This is a genomic window from Bacillus haynesii (assembly GCF_001969855.1).
Classification (GTDB): domain Bacteria; phylum Bacillota; class Bacilli; order Bacillales; family Bacillaceae; genus Bacillus; species Bacillus haynesii.
On sequence record NZ_MRBL01000001.1, the window covers coordinates 213,352 to 229,021 of the forward strand.

17 protein-coding genes are annotated in these 15,670 nt (G+C 46.1%); 6 read left to right on the plus strand and 11 right to left on the minus strand.

Annotated elements, in window-relative coordinates; genetic code table 11:
- Positions 1-58: 58 nt before the first annotated feature.
- Positions 59-1,774 (minus strand): ABC transporter ATP-binding protein, encoded by a 1,716-nt coding sequence (locus tag BTA31_RS01060; protein WP_076788380.1) that lies wholly within the window; start codon positions 1,772-1,774, stop codon positions 59-61.
- Positions 1,775-1,888: 114 nt separating this feature from the next.
- The gene (locus tag BTA31_RS01065) at positions 1,889-2,551 is read right to left on the minus strand and encodes a rhamnogalacturonan acetylesterase (protein WP_076788382.1); all 663 of its coding nucleotides are present in this window, start codon (positions 2,549-2,551) and stop codon (positions 1,889-1,891) included.
- Positions 2,552-2,867: 316 nt separating this feature from the next.
- Between BTA31_RS01065 and bslB (BTA31_RS01070) the strand changes: the two genes are divergently transcribed.
- Complete coding sequence (bslB, locus tag BTA31_RS01070; protein WP_076788385.1) at positions 2,868-3,452, plus strand: biofilm surface layer hydrophobin BslB; 585 nt, start codon at positions 2,868-2,870, stop codon at positions 3,450-3,452.
- A gap of 227 nt (positions 3,453-3,679) precedes the next feature.
- Positions 3,680-4,153: a biofilm surface layer hydrophobin BslB gene (gene bslB / locus BTA31_RS01075; protein ID WP_043926891.1), complete on the plus strand. Its 474-nt coding sequence runs from the start codon at positions 3,680-3,682 to the stop codon at positions 4,151-4,153.
- 41 nt (positions 4,154-4,194) lie between these two features.
- Here the strand turns inward: bslB (BTA31_RS01075) and BTA31_RS01080 are convergent, their stop codons facing one another.
- From BTA31_RS01080 to sigY, 7 genes are all read right to left on the minus strand, one after another.
- On the minus strand, positions 4,195-5,424 hold the full coding sequence (locus BTA31_RS01080; protein ID WP_076788387.1) for a multidrug effflux MFS transporter: 1,230 nt from the start codon (positions 5,422-5,424) through the stop codon (positions 4,195-4,197).
- A gap of 110 nt (positions 5,425-5,534) precedes the next feature.
- Positions 5,535-6,311, minus strand: a complete 777-nt coding sequence (locus BTA31_RS01085) for an ABC transporter permease (RefSeq protein WP_076788390.1) — start codon at positions 6,309-6,311, stop codon at positions 5,535-5,537.
- Positions 6,308-7,195, minus strand: a complete 888-nt coding sequence (locus tag BTA31_RS01090) for an ABC transporter ATP-binding protein (RefSeq protein ID WP_076788392.1) — start codon at positions 7,193-7,195, stop codon at positions 6,308-6,310. The genes BTA31_RS01085 and BTA31_RS01090 overlap by 4 nt, the downstream gene beginning before the upstream one ends.
- Positions 7,195-7,407 (minus strand): PLD nuclease N-terminal domain-containing protein, encoded by a 213-nt coding sequence (locus BTA31_RS01095; RefSeq protein WP_043926887.1) that lies wholly within the window; start codon positions 7,405-7,407, stop codon positions 7,195-7,197. Before BTA31_RS01095 ends, BTA31_RS01090 begins: the two co-directional genes overlap by 1 nt.
- Entirely contained in the window at positions 7,404-7,622 is a 219-nt protein-coding gene (locus tag BTA31_RS01100; RefSeq protein ID WP_043926885.1) for a hypothetical protein, read from the minus strand. Before BTA31_RS01100 ends, BTA31_RS01095 begins: the two co-directional genes overlap by 4 nt.
- Positions 7,623-7,946 carry a YxlC family protein gene (locus BTA31_RS01105; RefSeq protein WP_043926884.1) on the minus strand — a complete coding sequence of 108 codons (324 nt, stop codon included), beginning with the start codon at positions 7,944-7,946 and terminating at the stop codon, positions 7,623-7,625.
- A complete protein-coding gene (sigY, locus tag BTA31_RS01110) occupies positions 7,943-8,476 on the minus strand; it encodes an RNA polymerase sigma factor SigY (protein WP_043926973.1) in 534 nt (177 codons plus the stop codon). Before sigY ends, BTA31_RS01105 begins: the two co-directional genes overlap by 4 nt.
- Before the next feature lie 153 nt (positions 8,477-8,629).
- On the opposite strand from sigY, the gene BTA31_RS01115 reads away from it, so the two are divergent.
- Entirely contained in the window at positions 8,630-9,841 is a 1,212-nt protein-coding gene (locus tag BTA31_RS01115) for an MFS transporter (protein WP_043926883.1), read from the plus strand.
- A 19-nt stretch (positions 9,842-9,860) separates the two neighbouring features.
- Here the strand turns inward: BTA31_RS01115 and BTA31_RS01120 are convergent, their stop codons facing one another.
- Positions 9,861-10,292 carry a hypothetical protein gene (locus BTA31_RS01120; RefSeq protein ID WP_076788395.1) on the minus strand — a complete coding sequence of 144 codons (432 nt, stop codon included), beginning with the start codon at positions 10,290-10,292 and terminating at the stop codon, positions 9,861-9,863.
- Positions 10,293-10,597: 305 nt separating this feature from the next.
- A complete protein-coding gene (locus tag BTA31_RS01125) occupies positions 10,598-12,196 on the minus strand; it encodes a catalase (protein ID WP_043926879.1) in 1,599 nt (532 codons plus the stop codon).
- Positions 12,197-12,382: 186 nt separating this feature from the next.
- On the opposite strand from BTA31_RS01125, the gene katA reads away from it, so the two are divergent.
- The 3 genes from katA to hemH all read left to right on the plus strand — a co-directional run bounded on the left by katA (position 12,383) and on the right by hemH (position 15,334).
- On the plus strand, positions 12,383-13,840 hold the full coding sequence (gene katA / locus BTA31_RS01130) for a catalase KatA (protein WP_076788398.1): 1,458 nt from the start codon (positions 12,383-12,385) through the stop codon (positions 13,838-13,840).
- Positions 13,841-13,957: 117 nt separating this feature from the next.
- Positions 13,958-14,374 carry a Fur family transcriptional regulator gene (locus tag BTA31_RS01135; protein ID WP_052340717.1) on the plus strand — a complete coding sequence of 139 codons (417 nt, stop codon included), beginning with the start codon at positions 13,958-13,960 and terminating at the stop codon, positions 14,372-14,374.
- A gap of 6 nt (positions 14,375-14,380) precedes the next feature.
- Positions 14,381-15,334, plus strand: coding sequence for a ferrochelatase (gene hemH / locus BTA31_RS01140; protein WP_043926875.1), 954 nt, complete (start codon positions 14,381-14,383; stop codon positions 15,332-15,334).
- Positions 15,335-15,670: the final 336 nt, after the last annotated feature.

Consider the following 15,670-nt stretch of genomic DNA (forward strand, 5'->3'; position numbering starts at 1 on the left):
AAGATCTTTTGCCCTTAAAAAAACAAGCCCAAACATGGGCTTGCCTGTTTCAAATCATTTACGACTGATATTGTACACGATGAAGATTCGCGAAAATACCGCCGCGCGCAACCAGATCATCATGTGTTCCTTCTTCTGCGATTCCGTTTTCTGTCACGACCACAATCCGGTCGGCATTGCGGATCGTGGCAAGTCTGTGGGCAATGACAAGCGTCGTCCTGTCTTTTGCGAGCTCTGTCAAAGCGTTTTGAATCACTTGCTCCGTCTCTGTGTCAAGTGCTGATGTGGCTTCGTCCAATATGAGAATCGGCGGATTTTTAAGAAACATCCTGGCGATGGCGATCCTCTGCTTTTGGCCCCCTGACAGCTTCAGCCCCCTTTCGCCGACCTGGGTTTCATAACCGTCGGGGAGCGACTCGATCAGCTGTTCCAAATGCGCCATTTTGGCGGCCCGCTGAATTTCTTCATCTTTCGCATCCAGTTTTCCGTAGGCAATGTTTTCACGGAGCGTCCCCGTAAAAAGAAACACATCCTGCTGGACGATGCCGATTTGCGAACGGAGAGAGCGTTTTGTCATATCGCGAATATCGATGCCGTCAATTGTGATGGCTCCGCCGTCTATATCGTAAAAACGCGGAATCAGCGAGCTGATCGTCGTTTTGCCCGCTCCCGACGGCCCGACAAAAGCGATCGTTTCTCCGGCTGTAATTGACAGATCGATGCCTTGCAGGACAGGTTTATGTTTCTCATAGCCGAACGTCACATTCTTGAAGACGATGTTTCCTTCCAACGCCGGGACATCAATCGCATCTTTGCGGTCGACAATCTGCGGCTTTGTATCGATCAACTCCGTAAACCGCCTAAATCCTGCCATTCCTTTAGGATAAAGCTCCAAAATGGCGCTGATTTTATCAATCGGCTTAAACAACACGTTGACATAAAGAACAAACCCGACGAATTCCCCGTATGACATATTCCCGGAAAAACTGAGCCAAGCTCCGAACACAAGCACTGCCAAAATCATCAGCCGCGTCATCAAAAAGGTTCCGGCAGTCGTGAAAGCCATCGTTTTGTAGCCTTTCAGCTTCGCCTTGCGGAACTTTTGATTGTTTTTTAAAAACCGGGAAATCTCAAAGCGCTCATTCGTAAAAGATTGAACGACGCGAACGCCTGAAACGCTGTCCTCAACCCTGGCGTTAACATCGGCGATTTCGCTGTACATCTGGCGCCAAGCGCGGTTCATTCTAATATTTGAATAAGTGATTAAGATAATCAATAACGGCACAAACAGAACAGCAACCAATGCAAGCTGCACATTAATCGTCAGCATAATCCAAAATGCACCTAAGAAGGTCATCACGGCGATGAACAAATCTTCCGGTCCGTGATGGGCCAGCTCTCCGATATCAAACAGATCATTTGTGATGCGACTGATGATATGTCCCGTTTTTGTATTGTCAAAGTAGCGGAAAGATTGGCGCTGTACATGTTGGAAAAGCTCCTGGCGCATATCTGTTTCGATGTTGATGCCGAGCTTATGCCCGAGATAATTGACAATGTACTGCAGGCCTGTGCTGAGCAAGTAAATCAGTAAGAGGCCGATGCTTACCCAGACGATTTCAAGCCAGTCTCCCCCGGGAATCAGCGTATCGATGAACCACTGAACGACTAGAGGAAAAGCCAGCTCCAGCAGGGCGACGATGATCGCGCTGCTGAAATCGATGAAGAACAGACGTTTATGAGGTTTATAGTATGAAAAAAAGCGGCGTATCATAGGATGATGTGCACTCCTTTTGAAAATCTTTACGAGATTGATCGTATCACAGTTTGGCATCGGAAGTGCAAAAATTTCGAAAAATAATTGAAAATTATTCTCAAGTAGACTGTTTTATAAAGGAATTCCCTCTTCTTTTGCTCCCTGTGCAACAAGCTTAGCGATTTCATTTGCCCCGAAGTCGCAAAAATGGGTGTCGTCCCTGGCTCCGTCCGGATAGTTGGGGTGTTCCCCCGGTTCAAGCCATAAAAACAGCTTTTTGGAAGCTTCCGGTCCTAGCGATTCAAGCAATTGACGGCTTTTGGAGGCAAGATCGATGAGCGGCACCCGAAGCTCTTCCGCAAGCTGTATCATCGCATCAGGATAGTCGCCGTGGGTATTTTTGATCCGGCCATCGCTTTCAAATGATCTTCTCTGGACCGGTGTAATGAGGACCGGATTGGCTTTCTTTAACCGGGCGTCATCTATGTACCGGCGCAAATGCTGCTTGTAAGTTGTGTATGGCTCTGTATAGCGATCATCCGGTTTTTGGTCGTTATGACCGAACTGGACAAACAAGTAATCACCGCTTCGGATCTGTGTCATGATTCGCTCCAGCCTGCCTTCTTCAATAAAGCTTCTTGAGCTTCTTCCTGATGCCGCTTCATTTCGGATCAAAACACCGGCGCTTAAAAACGCGCCAATTTTCTGCCCCCAGCCTGCACGCGGTGCCCTATCCCCATCATAGTCGCAAACCGTTGAATCCCCGGCCAAAAACAACTGAATGTCCCGCATCATCCATCCCCCTAATCCCTTTTTATTTATATTAAAACGCCCCTCAAGGAACCGCAATGCGATATACATAATTAACCATTTTGTTCTCTATACGACTCCTTTTTATAAAAAATGGCCGACAATTGACAGAAAACTATCAATTTGCACTAATTTTTTTTAGGAATTTATCTAAAAATATTTACTTGGATGGTAAATGGTGATAGATTAAGTAAACAAGAAAAGGAATATAGTTGATCGCGATCTCGTTTCTACCTTTTCTTGAAAATAATAGGACGTCCTCTACTTTAACTTTAACATTGCATTTAGGAGGAACTTATCGATGCTTAAACGAAAATTCATTCGCAAAATCAGTGTTGGTCTATTAGCTTCTGCAGCATTGTTTTCATTTATCATTCCTACCCAAGGGGCAAATGCTCAAGAGGTGAAAACAAATCATTTTAGAGGACCGATCTTTTGTCCGCCGCCATTCAAGCCGTCACCTAAGCCGCAGCCGCCTCAAAAACCGCAGCCGGATAATCCGCAATCGGATAACCCGACTCAGAAGCCTGTGCTTGAGGCAAAAACCATTAACAGCAATAAAGAGTGGTCAACTTCAGACATCGAAATCACTTATAGACCAAACTCTTTTGTCGGTTCAAGCTATGTTGAATTTCATTTCCCGTACCGCTTTCATGCAAGCACAAGAGATACACTAAATGGAAAAACGCTTGACTATACACAAATTTTAAATGACGGACAAACGGTCCGTGTTCCTGTCTATGCTTTAAGCTCTTCTGAGTTCAAACTAGTCATGGTTCGGAAAACGCTGCCAAATGCAGGCACTCACAGAATTACTGCTGAACTGCAGCAAAATGGAAAAAACATTAACCATGCTGAAACAACTTTGGAGATTGTTCCTCGTTAAATCAATATTCGGCCTGCCGGCATGAATGTGTCGGCAGCCGTTCTGCCGTATTTTTCTTTACATATCATGCATTTTTTAAAAGTTTTTAGAATTTTCCTCAAAAAATATTTACTTGATTGGTAAATGGTGATAGATTGATGGGGCAGGAAAAGGAATATAGTAGATTATGAACTTATTTTTTCCTTTTTCATCATTTTTTAAAAACATTCATTGGGAGGGGTAAGTACATGTTAAAACGTAAATTTATCGGTAAAATGGGAGTCGGCCTATTAACTTCAGCAGCATTGTTTTCTTTCATTCTTCCGACAGAGGAAGCGAGCGCCACTTTTTACAGAAACGCTCCGACGCTGCATGTCGAAACGGTTGACAGCAACAAAGAGTGGACAACTTCAGATATTGAAGTCACTTACAAACCGAACTCTTTTGTCGGTTCAAGCTATGTTGAATTTAACTTCCCATACCGCTTCCATGCGAATACGAGAGATTCGCTGAACGGCAGAACACTGAGCTATACACAGATTTTAAATGACGGGCAAACGGTCAGAGTGCCGGTTTACGCTTTCAGTTCTTCTGAGTTCAAACTGGTCATGGTTCGGAAAACGCTGCCAAACGCGGGCACTCACAGAATCACCGCAGAGCTACAAAAGTTCGGACGAAACTATAACCACGCTGAAACTACAGTTGATATCCTGCCACGCTAAAAACTTTTCAGCCTGCCGGCAAAAGAGCCGGCAGGCTTTTTTTATTTAAGCGCTGCCCGCCGAACCAGCATGTTAAAACAAGCGAGCGCGCTGATATTGCAAAACAGAATGACGACTGCCATCGGCAAAGCTGTATGGCTTCCGGCAATACCGACGAGCGGCGCCGCTGCAGCTCCTAAAATAAACGGAAGCAGCCCTAAAAGCGCAGATGCGCTCCCAGCCGATTTTCCCTGGCTCTGCATGGCCAAGGAACCGCTGGTCGTCGTCACAATTCCGATGCAGGAAACCACGACAAACAGCGGGATTAAAATAAGAATCAGCGGAGCTTTAAAAAAGACAGAAACAAATAAAACAACGCTTGCGGTAAAGGACAGCAGCAAACCGCTCCGCAAAAGGGATGCTTCGCCGAACCGGCCGGCAAGCCTGCCCGTAATCTGAGCTGCGATAATAATGCCCAGGCCGTTTAATGCGAAACAAAAACTAAAGGCTTGAGCCGACAATTTGTAAATGTCCTGCAAAACAAACGGAGAGGCGGATATATAGCCGAACATCCCCGCTACGATCAGCCCTTGCGCCAAGGCGTATCCCATAAATGTACGCTGGCCGAAGAGCCTTCCAAATGATACAAACGTCTCTTTGAATCCGCCTGCCGTGCGGTTTTCCGGAGACAGCGACTCTTTAACCCCGAATATAACAGACAAAATCATCAGCAGGCCAAAAAGGCCGATGATGAAAAATACGCCGTTCCAAGTCGTCCATTTCATCAGCTGTCCGCCCGCTACCGGGGATATGATAGGCGCAATCCCGTTAACCAGCATCAAGAGCGAAAAGAACTTTGTCAATTCTGTACCAGAATATAGATCACGGGCAATCGCGCGTGATATGACAATCCCGCCTGCGCCTGCTGCACCTTGAATAAAGCGCATCGCAATCAAGACCCATACAGAGGATGTCATAGCACATAAAAAAGAGGCCGCGGCAAAAACGAACAGCGAAACGATCAGCGGGAGCCTTCTTCCAAGGACATCGCTGAAAGGGCCGATGACAATTTGCCCGATTGCCAGCCCCAGTAAACACGATGTTAAACTGAGCTGAACGACGGAAGCATTCGTATGTAAATCAGATGCCATCTGTGGAAGGCCGGGCAAATATAAATCGATCACAACCGGACCGATTCCCGATAAAATACCCAATATAACAGCGATCCATACCCTGTTTGGCTTAGCTTTCGACTGAGCCGCAAGATCTGCCTGACTGTTAAGCGTACTCATTGGATCACTCCTTTTTTATATTTTTTAAATACGCCCTCGAAACCTTCCAATGTATTGTATACCTTAAGTTATGAAGATGACAATCAGAAAAACCGGGCGAGCCCGGCTGATTAGTAAGATTCATATCTTTTAAATACAAAAACGGTGCACATGAACAAAAGAAGCACAATTCCCGAAGACGAAAACACCATCCAGCCGAAAGCATGGTCCCATGAACCGTGCATGATAAAATAGCCAGCCTGGCTTTTCGCCTTATCTGGCATCCATTCGGTAAAACGGGGAAATAAGGAACCAGCCAGTGAAACGAAGGCGATAAAACTGATGCTCATGCCGGCAATCCCTCCGATATGGCGAAACAGGGCACCGAAAAACATCGTGACCGACATGACAAATACAATCCATATACTGTACACGAATAAACTAAATAAAAACCGGTCAATTTCAACCTTGCCGAATAGAAGGTTTGTATAATAGAAAGCCAAACCGTAGCTCACAGCAAACGAAACCAATACGAGCAGCACCTGCTGAAGCCACTTGCTGCCGATATACTGCAGCGGGCTGACAGGTCTCGCCATCACCAATGAAAGGGCTCCTTGGTTTCGTTCGTGGGCAATGCTGCCCATCACACTGAAAACGAAAATTGCCGTACCAACCGTGCCGAACTGGGACAAGGTGCTCGCCATTACCTCTTCACCTCTGGGCCTTGGTATGTCGATCACGGCTCCCTCAGGCAAATTCCCGGCCATATCGATAATTTGGGGCATATAATACAGGCTGAGCGGCTGAATCAAGCCCAGAAGGATCAAAATGACAGGCAACCAAAGCAGTTTTCCGTCCCTCCAGCTCTCCGTCCATTCTTTTTGAAATAACATAAAAAATGAATTCATAGCCCGATCACCTTCAAATACATATCTTCCAAGGACATCGTTTTTTGTTCAAAACGAACAATCGATACTTGTCTGCTCAAGCATTCAGCCAGCAGTCGGCGGCTGTCAGACCGATCTGTTAAATAAAATTCAGCTTGTGAAGGCTTATGATACACGACTTTGCTGACATAAGGCAGGTGTTCCAGCCATCCTTCAAGGCTTTCATCAGCTGTCAGGATATAAGATGGCTTTAAATGCCGGTTCTTCAATCTGTGAAGCGGACCAGACCATTTGACAGTCCCTTCTTTCAGCATGATCACTTGATCGCACACCTCTTCAGCATCATGCAGCACATGAGTCGAAAATAGGATTGTCATCTTCTTTTTTAAATCCTTCATCATATCAAGCACTTCGCGCCGCCCCGCCGGATCCAGCGCGGAAACAGGTTCATCCAAAATCAACAGCCTCGGCTCATGAACCAAAGCCTGCGCCAGCCCGAGCCTTTGCTTCATCCCTCCTGAAAAACCGCCGATTTTCCGGTCTTCTTCCTTTTCCAGGCCGACATAGCGCAAAGCGGTTCGACTCTTTTCCAGGGCTTCACGGCGTTTCATTTTGGACAGCCTTGCAGCGAAAACCATATATTCTAAAGCTGTCATCCATGAAAAAAACGCAGGATGCTGAGGCAAATATCCGATTTCCAGCCTGTCTATCGATTCCTCCCCCAAAAAGCGGATGCGTCCTGATGTAGGGGCCAATAAACCGGAAAGCATTTGCAATGTCGTCGTTTTTCCCGCTCCGTTCGGCCCGAGAAGGGCAGCGCATTGCTGATATTCAAGGTCAAAGCTGACATTTTGGACAGCTTGGTGCTGCTGATACGTTTTTGTTAAGCCATTGACGGACAGCATCACACCCGCCTCCTCTCATATGTTTTTTTACCGATGATAAAGTAAGAGACGGGACCGACAAAACTGATCCCTAAAATGATCAACATCCACATCCACTTTGGGCCATTTGTTTTCCCCTGTTTGATGCAACTGACCAAGGCCGACACCGCTAAAATGAAATACAGCACAATGAAAGGAGCGAGCAGCGCCCAAGGTATATCTGCTTCAGTCATGATGACGGCCTCCTTTTCTTATGAAACGGCCTTACAACAAATAAATAATAGAATAATAAAGGCATCGGTGTTTGGATCAAGCCCCATATTCCCCAGAACCACGCATTGGCTCCCTTTTTCTTCGCATGAAGAAACAGAAAGATACTCTGCGCAAATAAAAGCGGCGAAATGCAAAGCAGCAGCAGCAGTTTTTCCTGAGTCATGTCAAGATTCATTTAATCAGCCTCCCCGTCAGCCGTACGCCGCCTTTTTTCTATCAGTGCGAGCGCCGGCAGCAAGATAAGCGCCGCTCCCTGCACCATGATAAAAACAGCCGGTACTTGAATGGAAATCGTCAAGTAGGCTGATAAAATTACCAGCGCCATGACGATAAAACAAAGCAATTCCTTTTTGAGCGCCCGCTTGCGCTCTTGCTTAAACCGTGCTAAACGCTGATTCAGTTCAAATGCTTGAGGAACCGGCGGCACAAAGTTATCATCCATTCTTTTGAGTTCGCGTTTCAACTGTGTAACCGTTTCTTTTTCATCTCGATCATTCACTGTCCCCACTCCTTTCGAATTTTCTTTAATCCATGATGCACGCGCGATTTGACGGTACCTTCTTTTATTTTCAGCATGTTGGCCACTTCAGGGTAAGTAAACCCGTAATAGTGCCTTAACAAGATTGGCATTCTGAACTCAGGCTCAAGAGCAGCAAAAAGCTCCAAGTATTCGCTCCATTCGTGGCCGTGAAGGGCAGACTTCCATTTCATTTTTCGCAAGGCTTCCTCCCCTGCTGCTTGCGTTTTACGGTTTTCGCGTTTTTTCCGGCGCTGATGGTCGATAAACAGCCGGGAAGCAATTGAAATCAGCCATGTCGAAAATTTCGCGTTGCCTTGAAACTGATGAAGGCTGACATACGCTTTCAGCATCGTTTCCTGGACCAAGTCCTCTGTGAGATCTGGGTTCAGCGTTAATTTCAGAACATATTGATATACAAAGGGGTAATGATGCTGAAACAGTATTGTAAAAGCCTCATCTTCCCCGTCTTTTGCCCGTATGATCAGTTCTTTTTCATCTGCTTGATCCACTAAAACGCCAACCCCCTTTCTTTTTGTCTCTGTATCTAGGACGATGGCTGCAAGCAAACCGTTCAATTCTATTTCAATAAGATAAAAAATCATCTTGTTTTCCGACCGGGGGTTATGATGTACTTGAATTTAAAGGGGTGTGAGTAAAAAGGGATGGAGCTGCAAAAACAAATCGTCTATGAAGAAAAACAAATTTTAAGGAAAGATCATATGATCTTTTGGGGTGCCGTCTTTTGTTTCTGGTTTGCTACATACATCTATGTCCCTGTTTTCGGATTATATTTAGACAACATCGGATTTTCATATTCAGCGATAGGAATCGTATTGGGAAGCTACGGCGTCACACAGATATTACTGCGGTTTCCGTTCGGCATCCTGTCAGATGTTCTTTCGCCGCTTAGAAAACAGCTGTTGATCAGCGGCTTTGCAATGTCTCTGTTGAGCTGCTGCCTATTTCTGCTGTTCGATTCGTTCATCATGGTGATCACGGCCAGGCTGCTCGCCGGTATGACTGCGGCGATGTGGGTGATGGCAACCGTTTTATACTCGCAGTATTTCACAAAAGATCAATCGTCAAAAGCGATGGGCATCCTGCAGTTTTTAACAGTTCTCCCCCAATTTATCAGCATGGCTGTCAGCGGATACCTCGTCCATTTGTTCGGCTGGATGTTTCCGTTTTGGATCGGTGTTGCCGTTTCGTGCATCGGACTGATTCTGTCATTTTACATTAAAGATAACGGGCCCGGCCATACGGCCAAGGGGATGGCTTTGTCAGACTATGTTAAACAGACGTTGCGTCTTCCTGATTTAAAAGCGATTACAACATTATCATTTTTAGCCCACGCTGTACTATTTATGACCGTGTTCGGCTTCACGCCGATTTACGCGGAATCGGTCGGCATCGATGAGAAACAGCTGATTTGGGTCATGTGCGCTTTTTTTGTTCCGCAAACGCTGGCTTCTGTGTGGTGCATCTTTTACAAAGTAAAGGCCGCCGATGCACTGATATGGATATCTTATGTGATAACGGCTGTATTCTTTTGCTTGCTGCCGTTTGCCGAGACCCTTTTCGCTGTATGTGTGATCCACGCCGTGACAGGACTGACATTGGGGTTTATTTTTCCGCTTTTGGTCAGCAAAGTCGTTCAGCTTGGTACGCCTCAGCTCAAAATGTCTGTGATGGGTTTCTATCAATCTTTTTATGCGCTCGGTTTCTTTCTCGGACCGGTTGTGGCGGGAAAAGTGGCTGAATTGTTCGGGCTGCCGGAGGTGTTTTGGTTTGCCGGAGCTTTGTCATTAGCGGGGGCAGGAGTGATGCTCGTTTCGAAGCAGTTTTCGATACGTGCAAAAAGCAGGCGGGGATGATGCCTGCTTTTCGCTTTGCTCAATAAGATATTTTAGCAGAACCGGCAGGATACCAATTGCCATTCTGTGCTTTTGCCCATCCGTAAACCATATCGCCTGAATTGACCTTTTCTCTGATCAGCTCAAGCCGTTCGCTCGAGTTTGTCTCATACCTGCTTCCCGTTTTCGCTGGTATTTTCACAGATAAAATGTTGTCCTTCAATGTATCAGGCTCCTCATCAGTGCTTGTCCACGCGACTCTTTCATAATAAGTCTGATTAAACGGACTCTCCAATCCTTTAATATAAAAGCGGACTGTTTTGCCAACCACCTTGACATCTGTATATGCCGTGCTGTAGGGATGAATCGATTCCTGAGAAATTGACTTTCCGTATGCCAAAACAGACGTTCCGCCGGCACCGCAAAGCATGATTCCCAACATGAAAACGACAGCTGCCAACTTTTTCAACATAAAAACTCCTCCCTTTTTTCAACTTTTATACATGTTTAATTTTACCATATAGATCGTTTGCTTTTTTGCTATGAGTTTGTACATTTATTGAATATAGGAAAATATTGGTTTAATAGCGTGGAGCGGACTTTTATAATGATGGGTTATTTTTCTCGACAAATTGGAGCGAACACCCCACGCCTGTTTTTGTATTCTCCTTTTTTCCTCCACGGCTGAACCGATTGTCTCCATTTTTCCAAAATAAAAAGGATACGCTGAAGCGCATCCATATCTTAACATCAATTTGAACAGACAAGGATGATCCTTTAATAAGGATCTTCACTATGCCCTTTTTCTTCCGCCTGTCTTGGCGCATCTTCGGCGCCCTCTGCTCCGATTGGTTCCCGGCTGGATGTATTTTGGCTGGAAGCGTTTTTTAATCCTTCCTCGACCCTGCTTCCATATTCTTTGTCGCATTGCTTCAGCATATCGATCATTTTCGTTTGAATTCTTTGATCACATGGGGCAAGTGTATTGACCAGATTCGTAATCAGCTCGTCCTTTTCCCAATCTTCGAAATGCCTGTACGTGTCCCCAGCCTGCTTGAAATTATTCTGCCTGTCGATACTTTCGCGCACCAGATTTCCTTCGATATGCGGGGTGTATTCTTTGCCATCCTGCTTCGCTTCTTTCAGCCCGTTGATGGTTGAAGGTTCATAGTTGATGTGCGGGCTTTGATTTTTGCCTAAATCGACCTTGTACTGCATCTGGCCGCCCCGCTGATTGGTTGCCACCCTTTTTTTCGGCGCATTGATCGGCAGCTGCAGATAGTTGGCTCCCACTCTGTAGCGCTGTGTATCCGAGTAGGAGAACGTACGTCCCTGAAGCATTTTGTCATCGGAAAAATCAAGTCCGTCAACAAGAACCCCTGTTCCGAATGCCGCTTGTTCGACTTCTGTAAAGTAGTCTTCCGGATTTTTGTTTAATACCATTTTGCCGACAGGCAGCCAAGGAAATTGATCTTCAGGCCACAGCTTCGTGTCGTCAAGCGGATCAAAATCGAGCTCAGGATGCTCATCATCGCTCATGATTTGAACGAACAGCTCCCACTCGGGATAATCTCCCCGCTCAATCGCTTCATATAAATCCTGTGTGGCGTGATTGAAGTTCTTCGCCTGAATTTCTTCCGCCTCTTTTTGCGTCAAGTTTTTTATGCCCTGCTTCGGTTCCCAGTGATATTTCACAAGGACGGCTTCTCCTTCTTGATTCACCCACTTGTACGTGTTGACCCCGGACCCCTGCATCTGCCGGTAGTTTGCCGGAATGCCCCAAGGCGAAAACAAAAATGTGATCATGTGCATGGCTTCGGGCGTGTTGGAAATAAAGTCAAAGATTCTTTCGCCATCCTGCAAATTCGTAACCGGGTCCGGCTTAAATGCATGGATTAAATCAGGAAATTTCACCGCATCGCGAATAAAGAAGATCTTCAAGTTGTTTCCAACCAGATCCCAGTTCCCGTCTTCAGTATAGAACTTAACGGCAAATCCGCGGGGATCCCGCAGTGTTTCCGGTGAGGATATCCCGTGAGTCACCGTCGAAAAACGGACAAACACCGGGGTTCTCTTGCCTTTTTCCTGAAACAGTTTTGCTCTCGTATACTTTGAGACCGGTTCATCGCCCGCTGTCCCATAAGCTTCAAAATAGCCGTGGGCTCCGGCTCCCCTGGCATGAACGACCCGCTCGGGAACCCTCTCCCTGTCAAAGTGGCTGATCTTCTCCAAGAAATCATAGTTCTCCAATGTCGAAGGCCCCCGGTTGCCCACGGTTCTGATATCCTGATTGTTTGTGATCGGGTGGCCCTGCCGGTTTGTTAACGTATCATCCGTCTCCATGTCAGATTTCTGCTCGTTTGAATGCTGATCCATTCCTCTTCCTCCTTTATTTGGAATTAAAATTAATTTATCCCAATCTGGAAAAGTTATTCAGCATTTATTATGACCAAATCAACGATAATGAATTTTTCTTTATAATTATTATAAATAAATATTGTTTTTTTCTTGAGAAATGTTATCATTGTTTTGTAATTAAAATTTACGCGAGGTGATCCTTTGATGACGACAAATAAAAACAACCTAACAACCAGCTGGGGCGCTCCAGTTGGAGACAACCAAAACTCAATGACAGCTGGTTCACGCGGACCGACGCTGATTCAGGACGTCCACTTGCTCGAAAAGCTCGCCCACTTCAACAGAGAGCGTGTGCCTGAACGGGTTGTGCATGCAAAAGGCGCCGGTGCGCACGGTTATTTTGAAGTCACAAATGACGTTTCCAAATATACAAAAGCCGAATTTTTATCAGAAGTTGGAAAACGCACGCCGTTATTTGTCCGTTTTTCAACTGTTGCAGGCGAAAACGGTTCAGCCGATTCCGTCCGAGACCCGCGCGGATTCGCTGTTAAATTTTATACAGAGGAAGGGAACTATGATCTCGTCGGAAACAACACACCTGTTTTCTTTATCCGCGATGCGATTAAATTCCCTGACTTCATTCATACACAAAAGCGCCATCCGGTCACACATTTGAAAAACCCGAATGCCGTATGGGATTTTTGGTCATTGTCTCCTGAGTCCCTTCACCAAGTGACCATCCTGATGTCTGACAGGGGCATTCCTGCCACTTACCGGCATATGCACGGTTTCGGATCCCACACATTCAAATGGGTGAATGCCGAAGGAGAAGGCGTCTGGATCAAATACCACTTCAAAACAGAACAAGGCATTAAAAACCTAACCGAAGAAGTGGGGACAAAGATTGCAGGCGAAAACCCCGACTATCATACGCAGGACTTGTATGAGGCCATTGAAAAAGGCGACTTCCCGGCATGGAAGCTGTACGTTCAAATCATGCCGCTGGAGGATGCGGATACGTACCGTTTTGATCCGTTCGATGTTACAAAAGTATGGTCGCAAAAAGATTATCCGCTGATTGAAGTCGGCCGCATGGTTCTAAACCGGAATCCGGAAAACTATTTCGCAGAGGTTGAACAAGCTACATTCTCCCCTGGAACATTGGTGCCCGGCATTGAACCATCTCCCGACAAAATGCTTCAAGGACGCCTGTTCGCATATGCGGATGCCCACCGCTACCGCGTCGGCGCAAACCATAACAGCCTGCCGATCAACCGTCCGAAAGCGGAAGTCCATAATTATCAAAGAGACGGACAAATGCGCTTTGATTCAAACGGCGGCGGCTCTGTCTACTATGAACCGAACAGCCTCGGAGGCCCTCAGGAATCTCCGGAAAACAAAACAACGGCTTATCCGGTGTCAGGTTCGGCGGACAGCACGGCTTACGACCATAACGACCACTATACACAGGCCGGCGATCTTTACCGCCTCTTGAGCGAAGAAGAGCGGACCCGTCTTGTCAGCAATATCGTAGGTTCGATGAAGCAGGTGACAAAAGACGAAATCAAGCTTCGTCAAATTCAGCATTTCTATAAAGCAGATCCGGAGTACGGCACACGAGTTGCCGAAGGATTGGGCTTGTCCGTTCCGCAGGAAGTTTAAGGCTAAATCATTTCAATCATTCTCAATGAATATTCTCATTTTCTCAGGTACAGGCACCCGTCTTCTTAAGCATGCGGGTGCCTGCCCTTAATCAAAGAACGACAGGGGATGTTACGTGTGGAAGACGAGCAGCTCGTCCCTTTCTTAAAAAAGCGGGGTTTACGAATAACCGCTCAGCGCGTCCTGATTTTAAAAACGATTGCTTCTCTGGGCGGCCATCCATCGGCGGAAGACGTTCACCGGGAATTGCCGTACATGAGTCTCCCGACAATCTACAGCAACTTGAAATTATTTGTGAAGCTCGGCATTTTAAAAGAGCTGTCCCATGGAGACGCAAAAAGCAAATATGAACTGTTTACATCAGAGCACTATCATGTCATCTGTAAATCGTGCGGGAAGATCGCTGATCTGGACTATCCTCACCTGAAAGAGGTTGAGCATGCAGCAGCTCAATTGACCAACTTTAAAGTGAACTCGCATTTTTTAGGGATTTATGGAATCTGTACAACATGCCAAGAACAGCAGCAGAGGTGAAGACATATGGAACGAAAAAAAGTCGGCTTGTTAGTCATGGCATACGGAACCCCTTATCAGGAAGAAGATATCATTCCGTATTACACGCATATCCGTCATGGAAAACGACCGTCCGATGATATGATTGAAGACTTGAAAAAACGCTACAAGCATATCGGCGGAATCTCTCCGCTCGCGAAAATTACGCTCGCTCAGGCAAAAGAGCTGGAAAAAACGTTGAACGAGCGCCAAGATGAAGTCGAATACGTGATGTATCTCGGCTTAAAACACATCTCTCCGTTTATCGAGGATGCGGTTGAACAAATGAAAAAAGACCATATTGAAGAGGCCGTTTCCGTCGTCCTAGCTCCCCACTATTCCACCTTTAGCACCGAAGTATACAATCGGCGCGCCAAACAGGCCGCAGCAGCAATCGGCGGGCCCCGGATCGCATCGATTGACGAGTGGTATCAGGAAGAAGGCTTTATCCGCTATTGGTCTGAAAAAATTGGCAGCATTTTAAACGACATGTCTGAAAAAGAGCGGGAAAAAGCGGTTGTCGTATGCTCAGCACACAGCCTGCCGGAAAAAATCAAGGAGCATGGCGATCCTTACCCGGATCAGCTTGAGAAAACGGCACAACTAATCGGAGAACGGCTGTCATTTGAGCAGATCGCCGTAGGCTGGCAAAGTGAGGGCAACACGCCCGATCCTTGGCTCGGCCCGGACGTCCAAGACTTAACAAAGGAACTGTATCAGGAAGGCTTCCGGTCATTCATTTACGCACCAGTCGGTTTTGTATCTGACCACTTGGAAGTGCTGTATGACAACGACTTTGAATGCAAAGTGATTACGGACGAGCTTGGGGCAAGCTATCACCGTCCGCCTATGCCGAACACGGATCCGCGGTTTATCGATACGCTTGCTTCAGTCGTGGAACGAACATACAACAGTAAAGAACAGGCAAAAGCGGAGCTGTAAATCCAGCTCCGAAAAATGAAAAGCTGAAGAAAACATGATTTAGAACCAGAATCTATGGATTTTCATTTCATAGATTCTTTTTTTTTGCACCATTACGATGAAAGGCCTTGATCTAAATGCGCTTATTCTCAGATTCATGTCATTTGGCATAATCACCAGCTTATGCGCAAATCCAACTCATATCATGATTATTCAGATAATTCAGAAACATGTGCTATGCTCTCTCTGATTCCAATAAAAGGGAGGGATGATGAGTGCCCATCACTCAGTATCCGCCATAATTGTAAGCGCTTCCTACACAGCAGCGGCATGAAAAAAGAAACAATAGGAGGAATA